Source organism: Stenotrophomonas sp. YJH_SMC_17 (assembly GCF_059371655.1).
The window spans coordinates 363,427-386,558 of sequence record NZ_JCAFUU010000004.1; the positions used below are offsets into that span (position 1 = coordinate 363,427).

Sequence of the window (23,132 nt, forward strand, 5' to 3'; positions counted from 1 at the left end):
GAACACTGGGCTCGGATCCCTTGCCGCAGGCAAGGGCTCTGCCCCGGTCATCAGGGCCAGTAGATCCACGCCATGCGTGGATGCATTTCATCGCGCAAACGGCAGCCGGGCATGGGCTCGGCTCTACAGATGCAACGCGATCGCGGCCTCGATCTGCTGCGGCGACTGGAACCCGGCCAGGCGTGTGCGTTCATCACCATCACGGAACAGGGACAGCGTCGGCGTCTGCCGCAGCCCCAGCTCCCTGAAGAACGCCTCACCCAGCACTTCCAGCTGTACGCGCAGCAGGGTCGTGCCCTGCCCCGCCACGCTGTTGGCCACGCGATGCAATGACATCTCCAGCATCCGGCATCCGGGGCACTGGTCCTTGTGGAAATCCACCAGCACCCGCGGGTGTTCGGCCAGCAACTGGTGGAACTGCTCAGGCGTGGTGGCGTCGATGATCTCCATCGGTGTTGCTCCAGTAGTGGGCCAGGACCGCATCGGTCCAGGCACTGATGGCCTCGGCATGGCGAACGCCATGCGGCATCTGTTCGATCTCCAATGGCGGGTAGTCGCTGCGGAAGTAGCGGATCAGCCGATGCACGGCGCCGCAGAAGTACTCCTGCCCCCATTGCGTTTCACCGGTGCCGAACACGGCCAGCTGCCGCGGCCGTTCGCCCCGTTCGGCGATGCCGGCCACCCATGCCTTCATCTCCGCAGGCGTACGTCCGGCGTTGTCGGTCCAGCAGCCCAGCAGCACCAGGTCGGCCTCGTCGGCGGCCAATGGCGGCGCCTGGCGCAGGTCGTCGGCCTCGTGCCAGTGCACCGCGTGGCCGGCGGCACGACAGCGTTCGGCGATCTGGCGGCCCAGCTCGCGGGTGTTGCCGCTCAGCGAGGCCACCACCAGCAGGATGCGCAGCATCGCGCCCGGCTCAGAGGTCGTCGAAGCCGTTGTCGACGTTGGTCTTCTTGTAACTTGCATTGCGCATCTCGAAGAAGTCGGTCTTGGTCTCGGTGAAGTTGTCGGCGTAGGCCTTGATCCACGGCATCACGTTGTCGGTGGTGTCGCTGTACAGGCGCTCGATGCCCAGCATGCCGGCCATCTTGTTGGCCCGGTACTTCACGTAGCGCGTCATCTCTTCGACATCGATGCCCTCGATGCCGTCCAGCACTTCCGAGGACCACTGCGTCTCCAGTTCGATCGCATGCTCGAACGCCTGGTGCACGTACGCGGTCAGTTCATCGGTCTGCAGCGCCGGGTTCTCGCCGATGATGGCGCGGATCAGCTCGCTGATGAACTTGGTATGGGCCAGCTCGTCACGGTTGATGAAGCTGATGATCTTGCCGGTGCCGGTCATGCGGTTCTGCCGCACCATGTTGTAGAAGTAGGCAAACCCGGAATAGAAGTTGATGCCCTCCAGGATCGACGACTGGATCAGTGACTTCAGCAGCGTCTCGGCGGTCTTCTCGCGCATGAAATCGTCATACGCCCCCATGATCGGCGCGTTGCGCTTGATGATGGTCGGGTGCGTGCGGGCGATCTCGAAGATCCGGTTCTGGTTCGGCAGGTCGGTGATCGAGGCCAGCACGTAACTGTAGCTCTCGTTGTGGATCACCTCCTGCTGGCCGATGATCGCCGCGTTGGCGTGCGCCGCCGGGTCGGTGATGTACTCGGCCACGTTGTAGATGAAGCGGGTCTGCGGAGAGTCCAGTGTGGCGAGCAGGCCGATGATCGAGTCATAGGCATTCTTCTCGCGCCCGGACAGCTCGCCGTACTGGCGCGCATCCAGCTTCATGTCCACCTCGTCGGGGATCCAGAAGTTGGTCGACAGCTCCTTGTAGGCCCGATAGAACGACGGGTACGGGATGTCGTTCCAGTTGAGGATGCCGCTGGTACGGCCGTTGATGATGCCGGTACTGCGGTTGGGGTGGCGCGGTTCCAGGATCTTGATGCGGTCGAGGGGGGTTACCATGGTCGTTTGCCTTCGTATTGCGCGTTGCGGATGTAGAGCCGAGTCCATGTTCGGCTGCTCTTCGCGTCTGAGCCGAGCGTGGGCTCGGCTCTGCAAGGGACGCAGCAATCAGCTGGCGCACCACTCGCATTCGCTGATGTCGATGTCGTTGGAGCGCACGTAGTAGGTGGTCTTCAGACCTTCGCGCCAGGCTGTCAGGTGCAGCTCCAACAGCGTGCTGGCACGGATCGTGCTGGGCACGTACAGGTTGAAGCTGATCGACTGGTCGACATGGCGCTGGCGGCGTGCGTTCTGGCGCACGCTGGCAAACTGGTCGACCTTGTACGCCCCCTTCTCGTAGTACGGCCAGGTTTCCAGCGACAGGCCCGGCGCCGCCACCGGCCGCCGGAAGTCCTTCTTTTCCTCGTAGTAGAACGCGCTGTAGATCGGGTCGATCGATGCGGTGGAACCGGCAATCTGCGCGGTACTCATGTTCGGCGCGACGGCCAGCAACCAGCCGTTGCGCAGGCCGTGCGTGGCGACCTCGTGGGCCAAGCTGTCCCATGCGGCGCCAGTGTAGTCGCGGTCACGGAAGTAGCGCCCGTTGTGCCAGTCGCTGCCCGCGAACATCGGGTAACTGCCCTTCTCCTTCGCCAGTTGCGCGCTGGCCTGGATCGTCAGGAAATTGATGCGCTCATACAGGCGGTCGGCCAGCGCCTCGGCGTCCGGCGATTCCCACTGGATCGCCTGCTGTGCCAGCAGGTGGTGCCAGCCGAACGTCCCCAGGCCGATGGCGCGGTACTTGCGGTTGGTGATGGTGGCCTGCGGCACCGGCAACGCGTTGAGGTCGATCACATTGTCGAGCATGCGCACCTGGATCGGAATCAGGCGCTCCAGCACATCGGTGGCCAGCAGGTCATCCGGTGCGCTGATCGCCCGGCCGAGGTTGATCGAGGACAGGTTGCAGACTACGAAGTCACCGGCGCGACGGGTGGTGACGATCTGGTCGCCGCTGACGATCTCCTGGATCATCCGCGTCGGACTCATGTTCTGCAGGATCTCGGTGCACAGGTTGCTGGAATAGATCATGCCCGCGTGCTTGTTCGGATTCCTGCGGTTGACCTCGTCGCGGTAGAACAGGAACGGGTTGCCGGTCTCCAGCTGGCTGAGCATGATCCGCTTGAACAGATCGATGGCCTTCACCGTTCGGCGGCTGATGCGCTCATCGGCCACCAGTTCGGCGTAGCGGTCGCGGAAGCTGCCCGCGCCGCGCGTCTCATCGTAGAAGTCCTGCAGGTACCAGCCCTTGGCGCTCTTCACTTCGTGCGGATCGAACAGGTACCAGTCGGCGCGGCGTTCGACCGCTTCCATGAACAGGTCAGGCACGCAGACCGAGGTGAACACATCGTGCGCGCGCAGGCGCTGGTCGCCGTTGTTGAGGCGCAGGTCCATGAAGGCTTCGATGTCGCGATGCCAGATATCCAGGTACACCGCCACCGCGCCCTTGCGCTGGCCGAGCTGGTCGACCGATACGGCGGTGTTGTTGAGCTGCTTGATCCACGGCACCACGCCACCGGACGAATTGGGCACGCCACGGATCGGCGCACCGCTGCTGCGCACATAGCCCAGGTAGGCACCCACGCCGCCGCCATGCTTGGACACACGGGCGATATCGGTGTTGGAGTCATAGATGCCCTGCAGGCTGTCATCCACCGTGTCGATGAAGCAGCTGGACAACTGCCCGCCCACCTTGCCGGCATTGGCCAGGGTCGGTGTGGCCACCGTCATGTACAGGTTGGACAGCGCCCAGTACGCCTCGCCGACCAGCTGCATGCGCCGTTCGCGCGGCTTTTCCTCCTGCATCAGGTACAGCGCAATGGTCAGCCAGCGCTCCTGCGGCAGTTCGTAGACCTCGCGGCTGCGATCGCTGGCCAGGTAGCGCGTGGCCAGCAGGTACAGGCCGTTGTACGCGAACAGGCGATCACGCTCCGGGTCGATCATCTCGCCGGCCTGCTGCAGCTCCTCCTTGGAGTAACAACGCAGGATGTCGTTGCTGTAGATGCCGCGGTCAGCCAGGCTCTCCTGCAGGCCGACATACGAACCGTACTTCAGGCTGACATCGTAGAAGCGGTTGCGGCTGGCGCGCTTGTACAAGCGCCGCAGGTAGATGCGCGCGGCAAACTGTTCCCACTCCGGCGCGACCAGGTCCACGCGCGACTCGGCCTCGCGGATCAGCAGGTCGACCAGATCATCGGCACTGAGGCCGGGCTTGCGCTCGACCATCGCCTGCACCACGCGGCGGTAGTCGCTCACATCCAGCTGCGGGAACTCGGCATGCACGGTATCGATGCTGCGTTGCAGGCGCTCGGCGTCGAACGGCAGGCGGCGGTTGCCGGCCTCCTTGGTGATCCAGGTCGGCACACGCTCGCCACCGGCGCGCAAGGCGTCGCCGGCGCCGGCCAGATCGGCCACGCGGAAGGTACTCTCAGTCATGGTGGTGGAACTCCAGGCTCGCACGCGCGTTGGCGGTCAATGCCGTGGCGGCCCTGCACGCGATACCGGCGCACGGGGCGGTCGGGGTGGGATGCCATGGCGCGGGAACACCAGGTCGTCGGCCATTGCCTGCGCCTGCGGCCGGTATCCGGGCCGTGGGGACGATCTGGGTCCGCGCGATGGCGGCCGCGTCGACGCGGCAAGCCTTCAGGGGCGGGCCGCGGGACGTTTGCTGCATGTCCGGCGGCGGCGGCTGACCGGGAGTGACGGCCACAACATAGTGGGGATATCTCGAACCGTCAACACAAGATGCAGTAATCAGCACCTGTCGCGACGATCAGTCGCAGGATGCCGTGTTGCACCTGCAGCGCCTTGTCGACATCACGCGCGCCCCCAGTTCGGTACGACACCCACTTTCCCCGGAACACCGACCATGCGCGCTGCCCTTTATTCCTCCTTCGGCGATCCGGCCACTGTCCTGGCCGTCGGCGAAACACCTCTGCCCGAACCCGGCCCCGGCGAAGTGCGTATCCGCACCCTATTGAGCTCGATCCACAACCACGATCTGCTGACCGTGCGCGGCCTGTACGGCTACAAGCCGACGCTGCCGGCAATCGCGGGCAGTGAAGCGCTGGGGGTGATCGATGCTCTTGGAGAAGCTGTCGACGGCCTGCAGATCGGCCAGCGCGTCGCCGCAGCTTCGGTACACGGCACCTGGGCCGAGGCGTTCATCGCACCGGCACGCATGGTGATTCCGATGCCGGAGGCGATCCCCGACGAAATGGCCGCGCAGCTGATCGCGATGCCGCTGAGCGCGCTGATGCTGCTGGAATTCCTGAAAGTGGACGCCGGCCAGTGGATCGTGCAGAACACCGCCAACGGTGCGGTGGGCAAATCGCTGGCGATGCTGGCCAGCGCGCGCGGCGTCAACGTGGCCAACCTGGTGCGCAATGGCAAGGCGGTGGCGCAGCTGCAGGCGCTGGGCATCGAGCATGTGTTTGACACCTCGCAGGACGGCTGGAAGGATCGAGTGCGTGCAGCCACCGGTGAAGCGCAGGCAGCAGCCGCCGTCGATTCCATCGGCGGTGAAGCCAGCGCCGACCTGGTCGACCTGCTCGGCCTGCACGGCACGCTGGTGTCGTTCGGGGTGATGAGCGGCGAGCCGATGCGCATTCCTGCAGGCGGCCTGATCTACAAGGAAGCCACGGTGAAGGGCTTCTGGGGCAGCAAGGTCAGCCAGGCGATGGCGGTGGAAGACAAGCGCCGCCTGGTGGGCGAACTGCAGCAGCGCGCGGCCAGCGGCGAACTGACGCTGCCGGTGGACGGCATCTTCTCGCTGGACGACATCAAGGCCGCCGCGACCGCCAGCGCGCAGTCGGGGCGTGGCGGCAAGGTGCTGCTGCGGGTCTGATCGCCAAAGGGTGGAGCCGAGCGTGGGCTCGGCTCTACACGGAGGTGCGGACCCACGGTCCGCACCCACCGCATCAACGGCTCAGGTGCAGGAACTGCAGGTGCCGTTCGTACTGGCTGATGATGTCGTTGATGATCTGCTTGCGGCTGTACCCCACCAGATCGTAGTCCTGGCTGCCTTCGAACAGGTGCACTTCAGCGCGGTAGTAGCGCTGGTTGCGCAGCTGCTGCGCGGCGAACGACGGGGTCAGGTAACCGCTCAGGATCACCCGGTACAGGAAGTCCTGCTGCTCGCCATGGTTCACCGTCAGCTCCATGTCGCCGGCCTCGAAGCGCGTGGCCACGTCCCAGCCCTGACCGCGCAGCTGCTCGGCCACCGCCTCCATCGCCGGCTTCACCGTGTCGTCCATGAAGCGGTAGACCTGGTCGCGCACCGGGAAATGCATCGCCTGGCTCAGGCGCTGGCGCCAGCCCTGGTGGTGGCGGTCGTCGCCGATCAGCGGCGACGGTCTGTACTGCAGCGCGCGCTTGCGGTGCGATTCGTCACTGAAGGCGCGGGTGAGGCCCCACATCATGAGCAGCAGGATTGCCGAGAACGGCAGTGATGCCAGCACCACCGCGGATTTCAATGCGTCGATACTGCCGGCCAGCAACAGGCCCGCGGTCAGCACCGCGATCACCGTGCCCCAGAACACGCGCAGCCAGCGCGGGCCGTCGTCCTCGGGCGATCCACCATGCGATGACAGGGTGGACAGCACCACCGCGCCCGAGTCAGCGGAAGTCACGAAGAAGATGAAGCTGACCAGCACCGTCACCGCGATCACCGCGCGGCTCCAGGGGTAGCCGTCCAGCAGCGCGTACAGCACGGTGGGCGGGTCGTCCACCGCCAGCTGCGCCAGCTGTTGCTGACCGTGGTGCAGCACCTGGTCCAGCGCGCTGTTGCCGAAGATCGACAGCCAGGCCAGGGTGAAGCCCAGCGGGATCAGCAGCACGCCGAACACGAATTCGCGGATGGTGCGGCCACGCGAGATGCGCGCGATGAACAGGCCAACGAACGGTGCCCAGCCGATCCACCAGGCCCAGTAGAACACCGTCCAGCCGCCCAGCCATTCGGGGCGGCCGCCGTAGGCATACACATCGAAACTCTTGCCGACCACGCTGCCCAGGTAGTCGCCCAGGTTCTGCATCAAGGTGCTGAACAGGTACTGCGTCGGCCCGGCAAACAGCATGAACAGCACCAGCGCGATCGCCAGCAGCATGTTGATGTTGGCCATCCAGCGCACGCCCTTCTCCACGCCGGAGACGGCCACGGCCACTGCCGCGCCCATCATCGCCACCACCAGGATGATCTGCACCAGGTTGGAATGCGGGATGTTGAACAGGTGCGCCAGGCCGGCATTGAGGTGCAGTACGCCGAAGCCCATGTCGGCACCGATGCCGAACACGGTGGCGACGATGCCCAGCGCGTCCACGGTGTAGCCGATCGGTCCGTTGATGCGCTTGCCGATCAACGGATACAGCGCCGAGCGCAGCGCCAGCGGCAGGTTGTGGCGGTAGGCGAAGTAAGCCATTGCCATCGCAGCGAGTGCGAACACGCCCCAGCCGTGCAGGCCCCAGTGCAGGAACAGCAGCTGCATGGCCTGCCGCGCGCCGGCCTCGCCGGCGGCCGCATCGCCCTGTGGCGGCTGCAGGTAATGGGTGAGCGGTTCGGAGACGCAGAAGAAGAACAGGGTGATGCTGATGCCGGCGGCAAACAGCATGCCGGCCCACGAGAGGTAACTGAACTCCGGCTCGTCATGGTCGGCACCCAGCTTGATGCCACCGTACTTGGACAGCGCCACGCCGACCACGAACACCAGGTACAGGGTCATCGCCAGCAGGTAGTACCAGCCGACGTTGAGTGCGGCCCAGTCCTGCGCCTTCAGCAGGAGGCGACCTGCCCCCAGCGGGAACAGGCTGACGAACAGCGCGAACGCCACGACAACGATCGCCGCGAAGGCGAACACAGGCCGAAGGGTGCGCACCGGGGATTGTTGCGGCTCCAGTACTTCCATGGGGCGGCGTTCTCCGGTAGATCAAAGGGTTAGCCGGCCGATTCTGGCTGAACCGCAGTGGACAGAGCATGAAGTTGCGGCCTGCCGTCGCAAGACCGTCCGCTCATTCCGTGGTATCACGCGCGCGCCGGAGCGCAACCTTGCCTGCGCGGGTTGCGGTGCGGCCGCGCGCATCCTGTCCGATCACGACATCACATGCACCGCACACAGCTTGTTGCCATCCGGGTCGCGCAGATAGGCCAGGAACACCTGCCGGCCGGACATGTTGCGGACGCCGGGCGGATCTTCGATTGCGGTACCACCGTGAGCCACCCCAGCTTCCTGCCAGGCACGCACGGCCTCTGCACTGCCCAGACTGAAACCGATGGTGCCACCGTTGGCATGGCACGCTGGCTGCCCATCGATCGGCGCGGTTACACCGAACATCCGCCCATCCTTGAAGTACAGCAGCCGTCCCTTCTCGTCGAATACGCCCGCACGCGCGTCCATCGCGGCGAACAGGGCGTCGTAGAAGCGATGGGCGGCCTCCATGTCGTTCGTTCCTACGGTGATGTGGCTGAACATGCGGGCACTCCGTGTGGAAAACCGCAGTGTCGATGAGCAAGGGCGACTTCGCAAATCGCTGCACCCTCGCCGCCCCGCTCGCGACCGGGCGTGCTGCTACTTGGCGGTGCTGAGCAGCAGCACCGCCACAGTGACCAGACCGATACCGACCCAGCCGATCGGGCGCAGGCGGTTGCCGAACAGCAGGCGGCCGCAGGTGGCGGTACCGATCACGCCGATCGCACCCCACATCGCATAGGCGGTGGCCAGGTCCATGTAGCGCACCGCCTGGCCCAACAGGGCAAAGGCGATCCAGACCATGACAATCGCGCCGACACCCCAGCGCCAGCGGCGGAAGCCTTCCGACTTGGCCACCATCATGTTGGCGGCAACGTCGATGAGAGCCGAGCAGATCACGAAAAACAGGGCGAGGGTATTCATCAGTGCGCCTCCCCGAGCGTGACGCAGACGATGCCGACCACCGCCAGCACCAGGCCGGCCAGCTGCTGCAGCGACAGGCTCTCGCCGAACACGCTGAGACCGACCACGGTCAGCAGGGTCAGGCCAAGGCCTTCCCATACCGCATAGGCGACACCGACCGCGATGCGGCGCACCGACTGCGCCAGGAAGAAGTAGGACAGCGCCAGCGCGCCGGCCATGATCAGGTAACCCGTCCAGCCACCATCGCGGGCGGCATGGGCCATGAACGAGGTGCCGACCACTTCGGCGACGATCGCCACGGTCAGGCAGGCCCAGGCGACCAGCGTGCCACGGGCGGGAACAGTACGGGACATGTGAAACTCCTTGCGGGATGGGGACAGCGCCCCGCCCTCAGTAGATCCACGCCAGGCGCGGATGAGCCGGAACACCCCCCAGACAGGGGCGACGGCGGCCAGTATCATCGCCTTTTACGGTCGATTCAAAATAGAAACCATCGATAGGAGCGATGGATAGATGCCCTATTCCCCTGAATCCCTGCAGGCCTTCGTGGAAGCCGCGGCGCTGGGCTCGTTCTCGGCGGCGGCCCGACGCCTGCGCAAGACCCAATCGACGGTCAGCACCGCCATCGCCCATCTGGAGGCCGACCTCGGCGTCAGCCTCTTCGACCGCAGCGGCCGCTACCCGCAGCTGACCGAAGCCGGACGCCAGGTCCTCGGTCATGCCCAGGAAATCCTCGCCGCCGATACCCGCCTGCAGCAGCTGAGCGTACGGCTGGCCGCCCCGGTCGAAGCGCGGCTGACCGTGGTGTTCTCCGACGTGTATCAGCTCGATCCGGACCAGCGTGCGTTGCAGCGCTTTGCCGAAGCATTCCCGGAGATCGAACTGGAATGGCTGGATGCCGAAGGCGAGGACGTGCTGGAGCTGGTCGGCAGCGGCCGTGCCGCGCTGGGTTTGCTCCCGCGCCAGGAAAGCTATCCGGATGCACTTGTGGCACGGCCGTTGGCCCATCACAGCGAGCTGTCGGTGTATGTGGCGCGCGACCATCCGCTGGCCGACGCCGGCCGTCGCGCCGCTTCCCAGCTAGCGCGGCACCGGCAGGTGCGGTTGAGCGCGGAGGTCGACCCTGCGCGGGCGGCTACCGGGCTGGCGTGGACCGCCACCGATTACCTGATGGTGATGGAGATGGCCGAGGACGGCATCGGCTGGGCCGAGCTGCCACGTGGGCTGGTACAGCGCTACGACCGCGGGCAGCTGGTGGAACTGACCCTGCCAGGGTGGCCACGTCGCATCCACAGCGACCTGCTGTGGCGCCGCGATGCGCCGCCGGGGCCGGCGGCGCTGTGGTGGGCCGACGCGTTGGGGTGACACGCCCACCATGCGTGGATGGGCAGCCGGTTATCCGATCAACGATGGGCCAGCGCGTAATCCAGCGACGCGCACACCGCTGCCACCTGGGCGTCGTTGCACTGCTGCGGTGTCGCGCGCGGGCTGTCCGGGTAGACCTCGGTGGTGGTGGTGTAGGTCGCACCGGTGATGCCGGCACACAGGCCCAGCTTCACCAGCGGGTACTCGATCACGCCGTGGGCCACCACCGGCGAACCGATGATCTCGCCCTTGTCGTCGGCCGGCGCAATGTGAGTCACCTTCTCCACGGCAGCGATCACTGCCTGCTGGAAGGCCGGCTGCGGGTTCTCGCTGTCGTCCACCAGGTAGAAGCCATCGGGAATCAGCCCCGGTTCGAACGGCTTGCCGTCACGCGCGGCCAGCGCCGGGCGGAACTCGCTCTCGTCGCTGTCGGTGGTTTCGTGCAGGTCGATATGCAGCACGAACTGGCCTTTGTACGGCGCGATCAGCTCGATGACAGCGGTCGATTCGCGTGCCGGGCCATCGACGCGGAAATTGCGGTTCGGATCGATCGCATCGAAATTCCAGCGGTTGATGCGCTCGAAGCCCCACGGGTTCACGCACGGCGCCACCAGCAGGTTGGCCTTGCCGGCGTAGTCGGCGGCGTGCTTCTCAAGGAACTCCAGCGCGCCCATCACGCCGCTGGTTTCGTAGCCGTGCACACCGCCGGTGACCAGCGCGGCCGGCAACGCCGGGTTCCAGTCGCGGCTGCGCAGGGCGAACAGGGTGTAGGTCTCGCCGGCGTAGTCGAGCTGGCCATAGGCCACCTTGTCGAAGCGCGAGGCCAGCGCCTCGATGCGCGGCAGCACCTCTTCGTCGTAGTGACGCAGGCGCTGCTGGCGGCCACGCCACACCTCCCGTTCCGCCGCCCCCCACGGCTGGCCAGGGGTTCCGACGGGGTAGAAGGCGGCTTGGGACATGGCGGATCTCAGCGAGTCAGGAAGCAATCGCCCACTCTACCACCGGGGGAACAGCGTGAACCGCCGGCGCATTCCATTGGCGAATGGAATCAGCAATAATTCTCATTTACCACCTTCCACAGCCCGCACCGATGCCCTCCCGCGCCCTGCACCCGGCCCGCCTGCCGCTGGCCGCCGCCCTCACCCTGTGCCTGCTCCCGGCCGCCACCGCCTTCGCCCAGGACAGCGCTACCACGCTGGGCAGCATCCAGGTCTCCGGCAGCTGGCTGGGTACCGGCCTGCATGACAGCGTCAAGAGCTTCGCCGGCGCACGCACGGTGGTCGACCGCCAGCGCATCGAGGCCAGCGGCGCGGCCAGCATCGGCGATGCCATGCGCCGTGTTCCGGGTGTGCAGGTCACCGACAACTCCGGCACCGCAGGCAGTTCGGTGTCGCTGAACATCGGCGTGCGCGGCCTCACCGGTCGCTACTCGCCGCGCTCGACGGTACTGCTCGATGGCGTCCCGCTGGCGGTCGCGCCGTATGGCCAGCCGCAGCTGTCGTTCGCGCCGACCAGTCTGTCCAACATCGAATCGATCGACGTGGTGCGCGGCGGCGGTGCGGTGCGCTACGGGCCGCAGAACGTGGGCGGCATCATCAACTTCAGCACCCGCGCCATTCCCACCGGGGCCGGCCTGCACGGCGAAGCTGGCGTGCGCTACACCGCCTACGACCATGGCGGCGGTGACAGCACCCAGTACAACGCCTTCCTCGGCGGTACCGGCGACAACGGTCTGGGCGCCGCCCTGCTCTACTCCGGCCAGGATGGCCGCGGCTGGCGCCAGGGCAGCGATGACCGCTTCAACGATCTCGCACTGAAGTTCGCCTACGCCATCGACGAGCAGCAGGAGCTGCGCGCCAAGCTGTCCTACTACGACGTGCGCTCGCTGACGCCGGGCGGCCTGACCCGTGCCCCGTACGAGGCCGATCCGTTCCAGAACACCCGGCCGACCGATTTCTGGAAGGGCCATCGCACCGGCATCGACCTGGGCTACACCAACACCCTGTCGGCCAACAGTGAGTTCGAGGTGCTGGCCTATTACAACGAGAGCACCCGTGCCAGCTCGCTGATCAACGCCGCCAATACCCAGTTGACCGTGCAGCCGCGCGACTACCGCGTGCTTGGCATCGAGCCGCGCTATACCCAGCGCCTGCACTGGGGCAGCACGGTGCATGACATCACCGCCGGCTACCGCTTCCTGCGCGAGCGCGGCAACGACCGCAGCTACACCGTCGCCCGCCGGACCGGCGCGGCCAGTGCCATCACCCGCTTCGACAACGTCACCGATGCGCACTCCTTCTACATCGACGACCGCATCGCCATCGGCCAGTGGCGCATCACTCCGGGCGTGCGCATGGAATGGATCGACATGGACCGCCGCCAGGCCGGTGGCACGGCCACCTTCAGCAGCCGCAACGACAAGGCGCTGCCCTCGATCAACGTTGCCTACCTGCTGACCCCGAAGCTGACCGTGTTCGGCAACTACACCACCTCGTTCGGGCCGGTGCAGAACATCCAGCTCAATTCGCAGAGCGCCAGCAACCCGCTGAACCCGGAAGTGGCGAAGACCACCGAGCTGGGCGCACGCTGGCAGGATGGGGCACTGCGCGCGGAAGTGACCGTGTTCAAGATGCGCTTCGACAACCAGATCCTGCAGGTGCCGGGCATCACCCCGCCCACCTTCCAGAACATTGGTGCCACCGACCACAAGGGTGTGGAGAGCGCACTTGAGTACCACTTCGCCGAGGACAGCGCGCTGGCCGGGCTGGAGCTGTACGCCAACTACACCTGGACCAAGGCGATCCAGCAGTCCGGTGACAACCGCGGCCTGGACGTGCCGTTCTACTCGCGCGACACCGACAGCATCGGCGCCCGCTACGCGCTGGCCGGCTGGACCTTCAACGTCTCCAGCACCCACCAGAGCGGCCAGTTCTCCGACGCCGCCAACACCTGGGCCGAGAGCGCCGATGCGCGCGTGGGCCGCGTGCCGGGCGTACGCCTGTGGAATGCCCAGGTGGCCTGGCAGGTGCCGGGGCTGGGTGACAGCGAGATCGCGCTGGGCGTGAACAACCTGGCCGACAAGCGCTGGTACACCCGCAACGTCGATGGCAACGCTGGCCGCATGGTGGCCGCGCCGCGCACCTTCTACCTGCAGGGCCGCTACCGCTTCTGAGCCGGTAGCCGCCCGATGCGGTGACGGTGGCGCTCACGGTGGCGGCGTATCATGCCGCCACCATGTCTTCGCCCGTTTCGCCATCGCGCCTGCATCTGGCCTTCCAGGGCCTGCGCCTGCGCCTGCGTGGCAGCGACCTGTGGTTCATCGCGCTGGCGCTGCTGGTTGGCCTGATCGCCGGCTACCTGACCCTGCTGCAGTCAGGCATCGCGCGCTGGCTGCAGGGCACGTTGTACGGCCTGGACGACGGCATGCGGCTGAGCTCCCTGCCCTCGCTGACATGGACCGCGCTGCTGGTGCTGCCACTGGGCGGGCTGCTGGTCGGCCTGGTCAGCCTTGCGGCGACGCGGCTGAAACGGCCACTGCTCGATGCGGTGGAAGCCAATGCGCTGCACGGCGGCCGCATGTCGATGCGCGACAACCTGATCGTGCTGACCCAGACCCTGCTGTCCAACGGCTGCGGAGCGTCGGTCGGGCTGGAGGCCTCATACACACAGATGGGCGCCGGCAGCGGCTCGCAGCTGGGCCGGGTGATGCGCCTGCGTCGCAACGACGTGCGCATCCTGGTCGGCGCTGGTGCTGCCGGTGCCATTGCCGCCGCGTTCGGTGCACCGCTGGCCGGTGCCTTCTATGCGTTCGAAATCGTCATCGGTGCCTACACCCCGGCTGCACTTGCCCCGGTGGCGGTCGCTGCGCTGGCAGGCGCCTTCGTGGCCGACCAGGCCGGCATCGAGGCCTATCTGCTGCCTGCCGCCTCGACCATCGACGTGCGCGCCGCCGACTACGCCATCTACGGCCTGCTCGGCTGCTGCTGCGCGATGGTCGGCATTGCCATCATGCGGCTGATCGCCTCGATCGAAGGCACCGTCAAGCGCAGTCCCCTGCCCGCGTGGGGACGGCCCGTGGTGGGTGGACTGCTGCTGATTCCCCTGGCACTGGCCAGCCCGCAGGTGCTGTCGTCCGGTCACGGCGCGCTGCATCTGGACCTGACTACCCACCTGCCGCTGATCTGGATCGGCGGCCTGCTCACGCTGAAGTGCCTGGCCTCGGGCATTTCGCTGGGCTTCGGTTTCCGCGGCGGCCTGTTCTTCGCCTCGCTGTTCATGGGCACCCTGGTCGGCGCGCTGTTCGCCGGGCTGCTGGGCATGGCCACCGGCGTTCCGGTGGTCGACGCCACGTCTGCCGCACTGGCCGGCATGGCCGCACTGGCCGCTGCCGTGGTCGGCGCACCGATGACCATGGCCATGCTGGTGCTGGAAGGCACCCACGACTTCCTGCTGACAAGCGTGGTGATGAGCGCGGTGCTGGTCTCCAGCACGCTGGTGCGGCAGTGGTTCGGCTATTCGTTCTCGACCTGGCGCATGCACCTGCGTGGCGAGACCATCAAGAGCGCCCGCGACGTGGGCTGGGTGCAGAACCTCAACGCCGGCCGGCTGATGCGCAAGGGCGTGGCCACTACTCCGGCCGATCTCGATGCCGCCACCTTCCGCCAACGCTTCCCGCTGGGCTCGGGCAGCCGGGTGATCCTGATCGACAGCGAGGGCCACTACGCCGGCATCGTGCAGATTCCACGGGTCTACGGCGATGGCGTGAAGCCGGAAACCCTGATCGGCGACCTGGCCGAGAACCGCGACGTCTCGCTGGCACCATCCTCCGACGTAGTCAGCGTGATGCAGCGTTTCGACCAGACCCAGGCCGACGAACTGGCGGTGGTCAGCGCCGACGGCCAGGTGCTGGGCGTCGTCTCCGAAGCCTTCGTGCGCAAGCGCTACGCCGAAGAACTGGACAAACGCCAGCGCGAGCTGATGGGCGAGCGGGTCGAGGACACCGACTGATCCGGAAAAGGGACGGAGGGGATCAAGTCGTCTCTCGCACCCGCGAAATCCACGCATGGCGTGGATCTACTGTCACTTCGACGCGATAGACTCCGGCCATGCGCTTCATTGAAACCTTCCAGGCCGGCCCCTTCGCCGACACCGTGGTCAGCCTGCTGGCCGCTTTCGTACTGGGCACGCTGATCGGCGCCGAGCGCCAGTACCGGCAGCGCACCGCCGGCCTGCGCACCAACGTGCTGGTGGCGGTGGGCGCCGCTGCCTTCGTGGACCTGGGCATGCGCATTGCTGGCAGCGCCGAAGCGGTTCGGGTGATCTCCTACGTGGTCTCCGGCGTCGGCTTCCTCGGCGCCGGCGTGATCATGAAGGAAGGCATGAACGTGCGCGGCCTGAACACCGCCGCCACCCTATGGTGCTCGGCGGCGGTCGGCAGCTGCACCGGCGCGGACATGCTGGCCGAAGGCGTGCTGCTGGCGGTGCTGATCATCGCCGGCAATACCCTGCTGCGGCCGCTGGTGAATGCGATCAACCGCATTCCGATCAATGAGACCGCCACCGAGGCGACCTACGAAGTGCGCCTGAGCGTGGATGCCGAAGCCGTGCCGCGGGTTCGCGAGCGGTTGGTCGATGCGCTGGAAGCAGCGCAGTATCCGGTGGGTGATGTGCAGGTGGTCGAGCATGCCGATGCACCCACCGATGTGATCGCGGTGCTGGTCAGCACCGCCGTGAGTGCCGACGAGCTGGATGTGGTGCTGGCGCGGATGGAGCACGTGCCGGGCGTGCTGCACGCCACCTGGGAAGTCAGTACCCGCGATTGAGGCGGTTCCGGCAACTCACCCACCCGCCATGCGCTGCTGTGCCCGCATCAGTTTGCGGAATGAAGCGCACTTCCGGGCATCCTCTGCCTGCGGGCATGCCGCAGCCCGCTGCAGATTCCGCCGTACCCGCTGCAGCTGGGTGATCTGCCGCTGCAGCACCTCGGCCTGCGCCAGCAGCGCCTCGCGATCCAGGGTGATACAGCTCTGCCTGGGCAACGACAGCCCGATCTGTTGCAACGACAACCCCGCCGCCTGGCCAAGCCCTATCAGCGCCAACCGTTCCAGCACCTGCTCGTCGTACTGGCGGCGCAGGCCACGGCGCCCAAGCGCCTGCAGCAGCCCCAGCTGTTCGTAGTAGCGCAGGGTCGAGGCCGGCACCCCGCTGCGCTTCACCACCTCGCCGATATCCAGTTCACGCGTGGGCTTGACCTCAAGTCGTCTTCAAGCAGCAACCTATGGGCCACTTCCTGACAAGGCAAGGCTATGGCGAGCACATCCCCCGTTGATCAGAACACCCTCTGGAATGGCCACGGCGGCCAGATCTGGGTCGCCCAACAGGCCATCCTCGATGGCCTGTTCCAGCCGATGGCCGACCTGCTGGTCGCCGAGTTGCCAGAAACCGTTACGCAACTGCTCGACATCGGGTGCGGCACGGGCGCGAGCCTCCTTGCAGCGGCGGCGGCACGCCCTTCCGCGCATTGCACGGGCGTGGACATTTCCGCACCGATGCTGGCAATGGCCCGCGGGCGCGCTGAGTCAGCAGGGCTCGATGCCGACTTCTTCGTCGCCGACGCGCAACGGCACCCTCTGCCTTCTGCGCACTTCGACTGGATCCAGTCACGGCTGGGGGTGATGTTCTTCGAGGACAGCCAAGCCGCCTTCAGCAACCTGCACCGCGCCGCCACGCCCGGTGCCGGGCTGCGTTTCATCGCCTGGCGCAGTGCCGAGGAAAACCCGTTCATGACCACCGCCGAGCGCGCGATCGGGCCTGCGTTGGATCTGCCAGCCCGGATACCCGGCGCGCCGGGGCAGTTCGCCTTCGCCGACGGCGAGCGTGTGCGCCGCCGGCTGCAGGCGGCGGGCTGGAAGGAGGTGGAGGTGATGGCGGTGGACCTGCCCTGCACGCTTCCTCGCGAGGCGCTGCCCACCTATGTGGGCCAGCTGGGCCCCGTCGGCGTGGCGCTGCGCTCGATACCTGCCGAGCGCGCCGATCAGCTGCTGTCCAGGGCGCTGTCGGCATTCACGCCGTTCATCGGGCGCTGCCCACCTATGTGGGCCAGCTGGGCCCCGTCGGCGTGGCGCTGCGCTCGATACCTGCCGAGCGCGCCGATCAGCTGCTGTCCAGGGCGCTGTCGGCATTCACGCCGTTCATCGAAGGCGATCAGGTACGCGTGGATGCTGCCTGCTGGTTGATCCGCGCACGCGCATGAGCGGAACCATGCCCGCATGGCGTGGATCTACAGGATTCCCGCGCACCAGATGGCCATCCACGCATGGCATGGATGAGAATGTGTCGGGCGCTACAACGCCTCGCCGGCATCGGCCAGGCGCGATTCGATCAGCGCATACCACTGCTGCAGCACATCGATCAGCATATCCAGCTCGGCATCGGTGCGCTGCGCGCGACCGCTCCGCAGGCAGGCCTGGGCCTCCTGCAACTGCGCCAGGAACCCGGCCACGGTATCGGCCTGCAGGATCAACCCCGGCAGGCGCCGCCCGGGAATGCGCACCACGGCGTGGTTGCCGAGCTGGCCGTACACACTCAGTGTGGCTTCCGTCTTCATGGAAAGAGGCAGGAATTGGGCATTCATCGCGTGCACCATGGAAAACCTGAGCCGTCGGCAGGCATGGTCGACGGGGGAGACGTAACCACGTCCTGCCGACGGTCAGGGGGGACTCGGATTACCGGGGCGCTTCCCCGGCGCAGGAACATCAGCGCGACTGGGCCATCCCGGCGATCTGCACGCGCCGGTTCGGTGCCAGGCAGGCGATCAGCTCGCGGCGGTTGCGTTGCTCGCACTGCACGATCGGCTCGGACGCGCCACGCCCCTCGGCACTGATGGCGGTGGCGGGCACCCCGCCCTGCACCAGGGCATTCCGCACGGCCTCGGCGCGACGCTGCGACAACGCCTGGTTGTAACTGGCGCTGCCGATGCGATCGGTGTACCCGGTCACCCGGATCGACTGCACCTGCGCGGCCTCGCGCACCTGCGCCAACACTCCCTGCACCGCATGCTGGCCTTCCGCGCTGAGCACGGCACTGTCAAAGCCGAACAGTGCATCGGCAGACAGTCGCAGCGGTTGTTCCGGCAGCGGTGCCGGCGGCGGCGGCGGCGGCGGAGCTGGCGGCCGCGGCGGCTCCAGCACGGCCGCGCACGATTCCGGCTTCCAATAGCCCGCCTGCGCGATCCCTTTGCTGTCGAAACGCACCTGGAACTGGCAGGTGAAGTACTCCGCGCCCTGCGCGGTGCGGAAGTTGAACAGGTAGTTCCACTCGCGCACGCCCCACATGCCCTCGTTGAAATGCGGCGTGCCCAGCAGCGTGTACAGCTGGCGCTTGCTCATCCCGGGCGCGAAGCGGCGCAGGTCGGCGACGTCGGGATAGATGCCTTCCTTCAGCGAAGCCTTCGAGGCCTCCGGGAAGCGCACGGCGGTGGCTTCGGCGGGTCCTTCGGCGGCCGGCGCATGACTGCGGCAGGCGGCCAGCAGGCCCATCCCCAGAACCAGGCCCAGCGTGGCGGCCAACTGGCCGGCGCAGGCGATGCGATGCTGTTTCATGTCGTTCCCCCTGTAGACGTTTCCGCGATGCCGGGCCGCACCTTCGGCCCGGCGGCGGGGATCACCACTGGATACCAGCACCGACGGCTACGCCGGCCTCGCCACGGCTGTTGGTGGAGCCGCTGAACTTGTAGATCCAGCGGCCTCCCTCGGAGACGCCGGAGATACCGAGTGCGACGCCGGATTCACCGTTGTAGCTGCCCGCAGCGATCGAGGCCATGCTGCGGCCGGCTTCGCTGGGCTGCGGCAGCGCGGCAGTGGCCATCGCCGAAGCGATACCGGCCGAGGCACGGTTGTCGGTCTTGCGCAGGTCGCGCTCGAAGCCACCCATGCGCTCGTCGGTGTAGGCCTTCGACCAATCCAGGGTCTGCGCCATGCCCGACTTCAACTGGTCCACGTTGACCGCGTCGGTACCGGCGGTGCCGGCGGCGACGTTGCGCACCGTGGTCGGGCCACTGGTGGTGCTGCCAAGGGTGACGCTGTTGAAGTTGGTGGCACCGTTGGTGGTGGTGTCGTAGCGGATGGTGCCCTGCTGCGACGCCTGCAGCTGCCGTACATTGACCGCATCGGTCGCTTGCGTGCCATCGGCCACGTTGACCACCTGGCGCTCTGCACCGCTGGCACCCACCGACACCGTATTGGCACGGTTCGCCACCGAGCCCGCACCCAGCGCCACCGAGTTGTCGGCCTGTGCCTGCGACCCATTGCCCAGCGCGGTCGAGTTGGCACCCGCCGCGGCGGAACCCGCGCCACCGGCGGCCGAGTTGGCACCACTTGCCGACGGATCGGCCAGGTTGTTGGTGTTGTTGGCGCGGAAGCTGCCGGCCACATTGGTGATGTTCTGGATCTTCTGGTCGGTGTAGGACTTGGACTGGTCGATGGCGTAGTTCACGCCGTTCTTCAGCTGCCCGACATTGGTCGCATCGTGGTCGTCGGAGCCATCAGCAACATGGGTGATCTTGCGCTCGCTGCCGGTGCTGCCCACCGACACCTCACCTGCCGAGTTGCTGGCACCGGTCTGCCCATAGGCGCCGGTGTAGCCTGCCTGCGCACCGACGCTGGCCACCGAACCGGCACCCAGCGCCACGCTGTTGCCGGCACTGCTGCTGGCGCCGTTGCCGACCGCCACGCTGTTGGCACCGGCCGCGCTGGCCTGCGGGCCGACCGCCACCGCTTCGGCGCCAGCGGCAGTCGCCGCCGCCGCGGTCGAGTTCACCGCCAGGTAGGCACTGCCACCGCCGTTGGAGATGCGCTGGTTGAGGACCTTCAGCGAGCCGTCCACCGCAGTGAATGCAGCGGTGACATTGTTGTAGTCGCCACTGGTGAAGGTGCCATCGGTGGCGATGCTGGAGATGCTGAACGTCGGTGCGGTCCACAGGTTGGTGGTGCCGTTGTAGGCGGTGCTGCCACCGAAGTAGTTGGCGAGGGTGCTGTTCGTGCTGAACAGCTGGTCGCCGGTGATGGCATCGCTGCTGCCGGCCAGGATGCTGCCGGCGGCGACGTTGGTCACCTTCACCGCACCGGTGCCGGTACCCTTCAGCGAGACACTGTTGATCACGTTCCCACTGCCATCGACGTCGTACTTCACGGCCAGCTTGTCGATCTCACCGGCCTGGTCGGCGACGTTGGCCAGCGAATTGCTGACCGCGTCGAAGGCAGTGCCGACGTCGTTGTAGCTGCCCTTGGTGATCGTACCGTTGGCGGCGATGTTGTTGATCGAATAGGTCGGCGCCGTCAGCACACCGCTGGCGTCGACCGCCGCGCCACCGCCCAGGTGGGTGGCCACGGCCTGGTTGGCCGCGAACAGCTGGGCACCGTTGATCGCTTCGCTGCTGGTGGCACTGACCTGGCCGGGGCCGAGGTTGCGCAGGGTGGTGGCGGTGCCGCTCTGGCCCAGCGTGGCGCTGGCGTAGTTGACGCTGCCATCGCCGTTGAGGTCATAGCGCAGCGCGCCCTGCTCCGATGCCTGCAGCTGGCCAACGTTGACCGCATCGGTGGCCGCGGTGCCGGCGGCCAGGTTGGTGACCTGGCGCTCGGCACCGGCCGCACCGATGGACACACTGTTGGCACGATCGGCAAGGCTGCCGGCACCCACTGCGATGCTGTTGGCGGCAGTGGCGCGGGCATTGGTACCGACCGCGATCGAATCGGTACCGGTCGCCAACGCTTCGGTACCGGTCGAGTTCACCCGCAGGTACTTGGTTCCACCATTGCGGATGTCGGTGATCTGCGTGTTGAGATTGACCAGCGAGCCATCAACCGCAGCGAACGCATCGGTGGCGTTCTCGTACAGGCCCTTGGCAATGGCACCGGTGGTGGAGATCGCGCTGATCTCGAACAGCGGTGCGGTGAAGGCGCCGCTGGCCGGATCGAAGGCCGCGCGGCCGCCGAAGAAGCTGGCGATGGCCGTGTTGGTCGCCGCAAGCTGCCCACCGTTGACCGCTTCCAGGCTGCCTGCGGTAACCGCACCGGCAGCGAGGTTGCCGATGGTGGTGGTGCCTGTGCCGGCGCCGAGGGTGACGCGGCGATAATCCGGATTGCCGCCGGCATCCAGGTCGTAGGTCACCGCAGCATCGGCCACGCCGTTGATCAGGCTGATCGCGCCCTTCAACTGCGCCACGTTGACCGCATCGGTGTTGACGCTGCCGGCCGCGACGTTGGTGATCTGGCGCTCGCCGCCACCGGCGGTGCCCACCGAGACTTCACCGGCCGAGACCTGCGGTGCAGTGAGGCCGTACGCGGTGTAGCTGGCCTGTGCGCCACGCAGTGCCGCCGAACGGTAACCCAGGGCCACCGAATTGGCCTGGTTGGAGGTGGCTTCAGCACCCAGCAGGGTCTGGCCGTTGGCGGTACCCACGGCACTGTCACCGACGATCACCGAGTGGCCCATGCGCGCAGCGTAGTCGGCGGTCGGCACACCGGTCGGGTTGCTCGGGTCGTTGACCCCATCACCCGGGAAGGCGACGTTGGCGTCAACCTTCGGCAGCTCGTGACGCGCATTGGCGCCGATCACCACTTCCTTCGAACCGTTGGCGAACGCGCCGTCACCCATCAGCACCTGGTAGTCCTGTGCGGCGTTGACCGCCCAGCACGAGATGTCGGCCAGGGCGATGTCCAGGCACTTGGCCGCCCAGGCGGGCGAATCCTTCGGCAGCAGCAGGCCCAGCAGGCCACCCGGGTTGCCGTTGTTGATGTTGTAGATGTAGCTGTCGGAGGTGACGCCACCAATCAGTGTCAGGTGCGAGCTGCCGCCGGTGGCGGCGCCGCCGAGGCCATTGAGGGTGCTGCCGACCGGCGACAGATTGACCACCGGAAGGCCCAGCACGTTGACCGTCGAATAGGTCTGCATCACATTGGCGTTGCTGAGCTTGAGGTTGCCGTTGCTCAGGTAGCCATCGCCACCAAACAGGCTGGTGGTGGTCGGCCCGATCAGCTGGCCGACATTGCCGACCAGGCCGCCAGTGCCGATGATCAGGCCCGCATTCGGATCAGCCGCCGCCGGCGCCTTCGGGCTGGTCGGCGGAATGGCCGACGGTTTGGTCAGGCCGAGGCCGCCCAGCGTGCCGCCGACCAGTCCACCCACCGCAGTGCCCAGGTTGCCAAGGGTGCCATTGAGGTTGCCGTTGAGCAGGTTGCCCACGGCGCTGCCGACATTGCCAAGGGTGTTGCCGAGCAGGCTGCCCAGGCCGGTGCCGGTACCCGTACCGCCATTGAGCAGGCCGCCCACCGCCGTGCCGACAGTGCCGACGGTGTTGTTGAGGGTACCGCCCACGGCGGTCCCTACGTTGCCGACCGTGCCATTGAGCGCGCCGCCAACGGTGCCGCCCACTGCACCGACCGCGCCACCCGCGGCGCCAACTGCACCGTTGAGTGTTCCGCCAACCGCACCGACAGCAGTGTTGAGCGTACCGCCCACGGCGGTCCCTACGTTGCCGACCGTGCCACCCACGGCGCCAACTGCACCGTTGAGCGTTCCGCCGACTGCGCCACCGACCGTGCCGACGGCTCCGCTCACGCCGCTGACTGCGCCCGTCGCACCGTTGAGCGCACCACCAACCACACTACCGACAGTCCCGACAGTGCCACCCACCGTGGCGACGGTGTTGTTGCCCGTGCCACCGACGGCACCCACTGCGCCATTGAGAGTTCCCCCGACTGCGCCCGTCGCGCCGTTGAGCACACCACCAGCTGCACCACCGATGGTCCCGACGGTGCCGCCCACCGCAGCGACGGTGTTGTTGACCGTGCCACCGACCGCACCCACTGCGCCGTTGACGGTTCCGCCGACTGCG

Annotated in this window: 19 protein-coding genes; 6 read left to right on the plus strand and 13 right to left on the minus strand. The window is 67.0% G+C overall.

Translation table 11 applies throughout. The annotated features are described in order from the left end of the window. Nucleotides 1-123: 123 nt before the first annotated feature. The 4 genes from AC5P8Z_RS14360 to AC5P8Z_RS14375 all read right to left on the minus strand — a co-directional run bounded on the left by AC5P8Z_RS14360 (nucleotide 124) and on the right by AC5P8Z_RS14375 (nucleotide 4,427). Complete coding sequence (locus AC5P8Z_RS14360; protein WP_286068638.1) at nucleotides 124-450, minus strand: thioredoxin family protein; 327 nt, start codon at nucleotides 448-450, stop codon at nucleotides 124-126. Continuing rightward, on the minus strand, nucleotides 422-904 hold the full coding sequence (locus tag AC5P8Z_RS14365) for a flavodoxin (RefSeq protein WP_286068639.1): 483 nt from the start codon (nucleotides 902-904) through the stop codon (nucleotides 422-424). Before AC5P8Z_RS14365 ends, AC5P8Z_RS14360 begins: the two co-directional genes overlap by 29 nt. A 10-nt stretch (nucleotides 905-914) precedes the next feature. Then, a complete protein-coding gene (locus AC5P8Z_RS14370) occupies nucleotides 915-1,955 on the minus strand; it encodes a ribonucleotide-diphosphate reductase subunit beta (RefSeq protein WP_495229350.1) in 1,041 nt (346 codons plus the stop codon). Nucleotides 1,956-2,063: 108 nt separating this feature from the next. Next, a complete protein-coding gene (locus tag AC5P8Z_RS14375) occupies nucleotides 2,064-4,427 on the minus strand; it encodes a ribonucleoside-diphosphate reductase subunit alpha (RefSeq protein ID WP_495229351.1) in 2,364 nt (787 codons plus the stop codon). 433 nt (nucleotides 4,428-4,860) lie between these two features. Here AC5P8Z_RS14375 and AC5P8Z_RS14380 point away from each other — a divergent pair, with 433 nt between their 5' ends. Further along, the gene (locus tag AC5P8Z_RS14380) at nucleotides 4,861-5,838 is read left to right on the plus strand and encodes a zinc-binding dehydrogenase (protein WP_495229352.1); all 978 of its coding nucleotides are present in this window, start codon (nucleotides 4,861-4,863) and stop codon (nucleotides 5,836-5,838) included. A 73-nt stretch (nucleotides 5,839-5,911) separates the two neighbouring features. Here the strand turns inward: AC5P8Z_RS14380 and betT are convergent, their stop codons facing one another. The 4 genes from betT to AC5P8Z_RS14400 form a co-directional block, all read right to left on the minus strand. Next, nucleotides 5,912-7,891, minus strand: coding sequence for a choline BCCT transporter BetT (gene betT, locus AC5P8Z_RS14385; RefSeq protein WP_286068643.1), 1,980 nt, complete (start codon nucleotides 7,889-7,891; stop codon nucleotides 5,912-5,914). Between the two features lie 183 nt (nucleotides 7,892-8,074). After that, nucleotides 8,075-8,455, minus strand: coding sequence for a VOC family protein (locus AC5P8Z_RS14390; RefSeq protein ID WP_312717820.1), 381 nt, complete (start codon nucleotides 8,453-8,455; stop codon nucleotides 8,075-8,077). A 96-nt stretch (nucleotides 8,456-8,551) separates the two neighbouring features. Continuing rightward, nucleotides 8,552-8,875, minus strand: a complete 324-nt coding sequence (locus tag AC5P8Z_RS14395; protein ID WP_110712584.1) for a DMT family transporter — start codon at nucleotides 8,873-8,875, stop codon at nucleotides 8,552-8,554. Beyond that, on the minus strand, nucleotides 8,875-9,228 hold the full coding sequence (locus AC5P8Z_RS14400; protein WP_495229353.1) for an SMR family transporter: 354 nt from the start codon (nucleotides 9,226-9,228) through the stop codon (nucleotides 8,875-8,877). Before AC5P8Z_RS14400 ends, AC5P8Z_RS14395 begins: the two co-directional genes overlap by 1 nt. A 160-nt stretch (nucleotides 9,229-9,388) precedes the next feature. Here AC5P8Z_RS14400 and AC5P8Z_RS14405 point away from each other — a divergent pair, with 160 nt between their 5' ends. Next, complete coding sequence (locus AC5P8Z_RS14405; protein ID WP_495229354.1) at nucleotides 9,389-10,240, plus strand: LysR family transcriptional regulator; 852 nt, start codon at nucleotides 9,389-9,391, stop codon at nucleotides 10,238-10,240. Between the two features lie 38 nt (nucleotides 10,241-10,278). Here AC5P8Z_RS14405 and AC5P8Z_RS14410 read toward each other — a convergent pair whose 3' ends face one another. Next, nucleotides 10,279-11,199, minus strand: a complete 921-nt coding sequence (locus AC5P8Z_RS14410; RefSeq protein ID WP_286068649.1) for a M14 family metallopeptidase — start codon at nucleotides 11,197-11,199, stop codon at nucleotides 10,279-10,281. A 131-nt stretch (nucleotides 11,200-11,330) separates the two neighbouring features. On the opposite strand from AC5P8Z_RS14410, the gene AC5P8Z_RS14415 reads away from it, so the two are divergent. From AC5P8Z_RS14415 to AC5P8Z_RS14425, 3 genes are all read left to right on the plus strand, one after another. Continuing rightward, nucleotides 11,331-13,412 carry a TonB-dependent receptor family protein gene (locus AC5P8Z_RS14415; RefSeq protein WP_495229355.1) on the plus strand — a complete coding sequence of 694 codons (2,082 nt, stop codon included), beginning with the start codon at nucleotides 11,331-11,333 and terminating at the stop codon, nucleotides 13,410-13,412. Between the two features lie 62 nt (nucleotides 13,413-13,474). Continuing rightward, the gene (locus AC5P8Z_RS14420; protein ID WP_295568845.1) at nucleotides 13,475-15,247 is read left to right on the plus strand and encodes a chloride channel protein; all 1,773 of its coding nucleotides are present in this window, start codon (nucleotides 13,475-13,477) and stop codon (nucleotides 15,245-15,247) included. A gap of 98 nt (nucleotides 15,248-15,345) precedes the next feature. Further along, nucleotides 15,346-16,062, plus strand: coding sequence for an MgtC/SapB family protein (locus AC5P8Z_RS14425; protein ID WP_286068652.1), 717 nt, complete (start codon nucleotides 15,346-15,348; stop codon nucleotides 16,060-16,062). 15 nt (nucleotides 16,063-16,077) lie between these two features. Here the strand turns inward: AC5P8Z_RS14425 and AC5P8Z_RS14430 are convergent, their stop codons facing one another. Then, nucleotides 16,078-16,458: a MerR family transcriptional regulator gene (locus AC5P8Z_RS14430; RefSeq protein WP_295568844.1), complete on the minus strand. Its 381-nt coding sequence runs from the start codon at nucleotides 16,456-16,458 to the stop codon at nucleotides 16,078-16,080. Nucleotides 16,459-16,545: 87 nt separating this feature from the next. On the opposite strand from AC5P8Z_RS14430, the gene AC5P8Z_RS14435 reads away from it, so the two are divergent. Beyond that, nucleotides 16,546-17,475: a class I SAM-dependent methyltransferase gene (locus tag AC5P8Z_RS14435; protein WP_495229356.1), complete on the plus strand. Its 930-nt coding sequence runs from the start codon at nucleotides 16,546-16,548 to the stop codon at nucleotides 17,473-17,475. 107 nt (nucleotides 17,476-17,582) lie between these two features. Here the strand turns inward: AC5P8Z_RS14435 and AC5P8Z_RS14440 are convergent, their stop codons facing one another. The 3 genes from AC5P8Z_RS14440 to AC5P8Z_RS14450 form a co-directional block, all read right to left on the minus strand. After that, on the minus strand, nucleotides 17,583-17,846 hold the full coding sequence (locus AC5P8Z_RS14440) for a DUF6959 family protein (RefSeq protein ID WP_223224455.1): 264 nt from the start codon (nucleotides 17,844-17,846) through the stop codon (nucleotides 17,583-17,585). 148 nt (nucleotides 17,847-17,994) lie between these two features. Beyond that, nucleotides 17,995-18,840, minus strand: a complete 846-nt coding sequence (locus tag AC5P8Z_RS14445) for an outer membrane protein assembly factor BamE (protein ID WP_495229357.1) — start codon at nucleotides 18,838-18,840, stop codon at nucleotides 17,995-17,997. A gap of 61 nt (nucleotides 18,841-18,901) precedes the next feature. After that, on the minus strand, nucleotides 18,902-23,132 hold a 4,231-nt coding region (locus tag AC5P8Z_RS14450; RefSeq protein ID WP_495229358.1), incomplete at its 5' end, for a YadA-like family protein.

What these genes read in the sequence shown, in the direction of transcription:
- AC5P8Z_RS14360 (WP_286068638.1), bottom strand. Translation starts at nt 450, where the DNA reads ATGGAGATCATCGACGCCACCACGCCTGAGCAGTTCCACCAGTTGCTG.
- AC5P8Z_RS14365 (WP_286068639.1), bottom strand. Translation starts at nt 904, where the DNA reads ATGCTGCGCATCCTGCTGGTGGTGGCCTCGCTGAGCGGCAACACCCGC.
- AC5P8Z_RS14370 (WP_495229350.1), bottom strand. Translation starts at nt 1,955, where the DNA reads ATGGTAACCCCCCTCGACCGCATCAAGATCCTGGAACCGCGCCACCCC.
- AC5P8Z_RS14375 (WP_495229351.1), bottom strand. Translation starts at nt 4,427, where the DNA reads ATGACTGAGAGTACCTTCCGCGTGGCCGATCTGGCCGGCGCCGGCGAC.
- AC5P8Z_RS14380 (WP_495229352.1), top strand. Translation starts at nt 4,861, where the DNA reads ATGCGCGCTGCCCTTTATTCCTCCTTCGGCGATCCGGCCACTGTCCTG.
- betT (WP_286068643.1), bottom strand. Translation starts at nt 7,891, where the DNA reads ATGGAAGTACTGGAGCCGCAACAATCCCCGGTGCGCACCCTTCGGCCT.
- AC5P8Z_RS14390 (WP_312717820.1), bottom strand. Translation starts at nt 8,455, where the DNA reads ATGTTCAGCCACATCACCGTAGGAACGAACGACATGGAGGCCGCCCAT.
- AC5P8Z_RS14395 (WP_110712584.1), bottom strand. Translation starts at nt 8,875, where the DNA reads ATGAATACCCTCGCCCTGTTTTTCGTGATCTGCTCGGCTCTCATCGAC.
- AC5P8Z_RS14400 (WP_495229353.1), bottom strand. Translation starts at nt 9,228, where the DNA reads ATGTCCCGTACTGTTCCCGCCCGTGGCACGCTGGTCGCCTGGGCCTGC.
- AC5P8Z_RS14405 (WP_495229354.1), top strand. Translation starts at nt 9,389, where the DNA reads ATGCCCTATTCCCCTGAATCCCTGCAGGCCTTCGTGGAAGCCGCGGCG.
- AC5P8Z_RS14410 (WP_286068649.1), bottom strand. Translation starts at nt 11,199, where the DNA reads ATGTCCCAAGCCGCCTTCTACCCCGTCGGAACCCCTGGCCAGCCGTGG.
- AC5P8Z_RS14415 (WP_495229355.1), top strand. Translation starts at nt 11,331, where the DNA reads ATGCCCTCCCGCGCCCTGCACCCGGCCCGCCTGCCGCTGGCCGCCGCC.
- AC5P8Z_RS14420 (WP_295568845.1), top strand. Translation starts at nt 13,475, where the DNA reads ATGTCTTCGCCCGTTTCGCCATCGCGCCTGCATCTGGCCTTCCAGGGC.
- AC5P8Z_RS14425 (WP_286068652.1), top strand. Translation starts at nt 15,346, where the DNA reads ATGCGCTTCATTGAAACCTTCCAGGCCGGCCCCTTCGCCGACACCGTG.
- AC5P8Z_RS14435 (WP_495229356.1), top strand. Translation starts at nt 16,546, where the DNA reads ATGGCGAGCACATCCCCCGTTGATCAGAACACCCTCTGGAATGGCCAC.
- AC5P8Z_RS14440 (WP_223224455.1), bottom strand. Translation starts at nt 17,846, where the DNA reads ATGAAGACGGAAGCCACACTGAGTGTGTACGGCCAGCTCGGCAACCAC.
- AC5P8Z_RS14445 (WP_495229357.1), bottom strand. Translation starts at nt 18,840, where the DNA reads ATGAAACAGCATCGCATCGCCTGCGCCGGCCAGTTGGCCGCCACGCTG.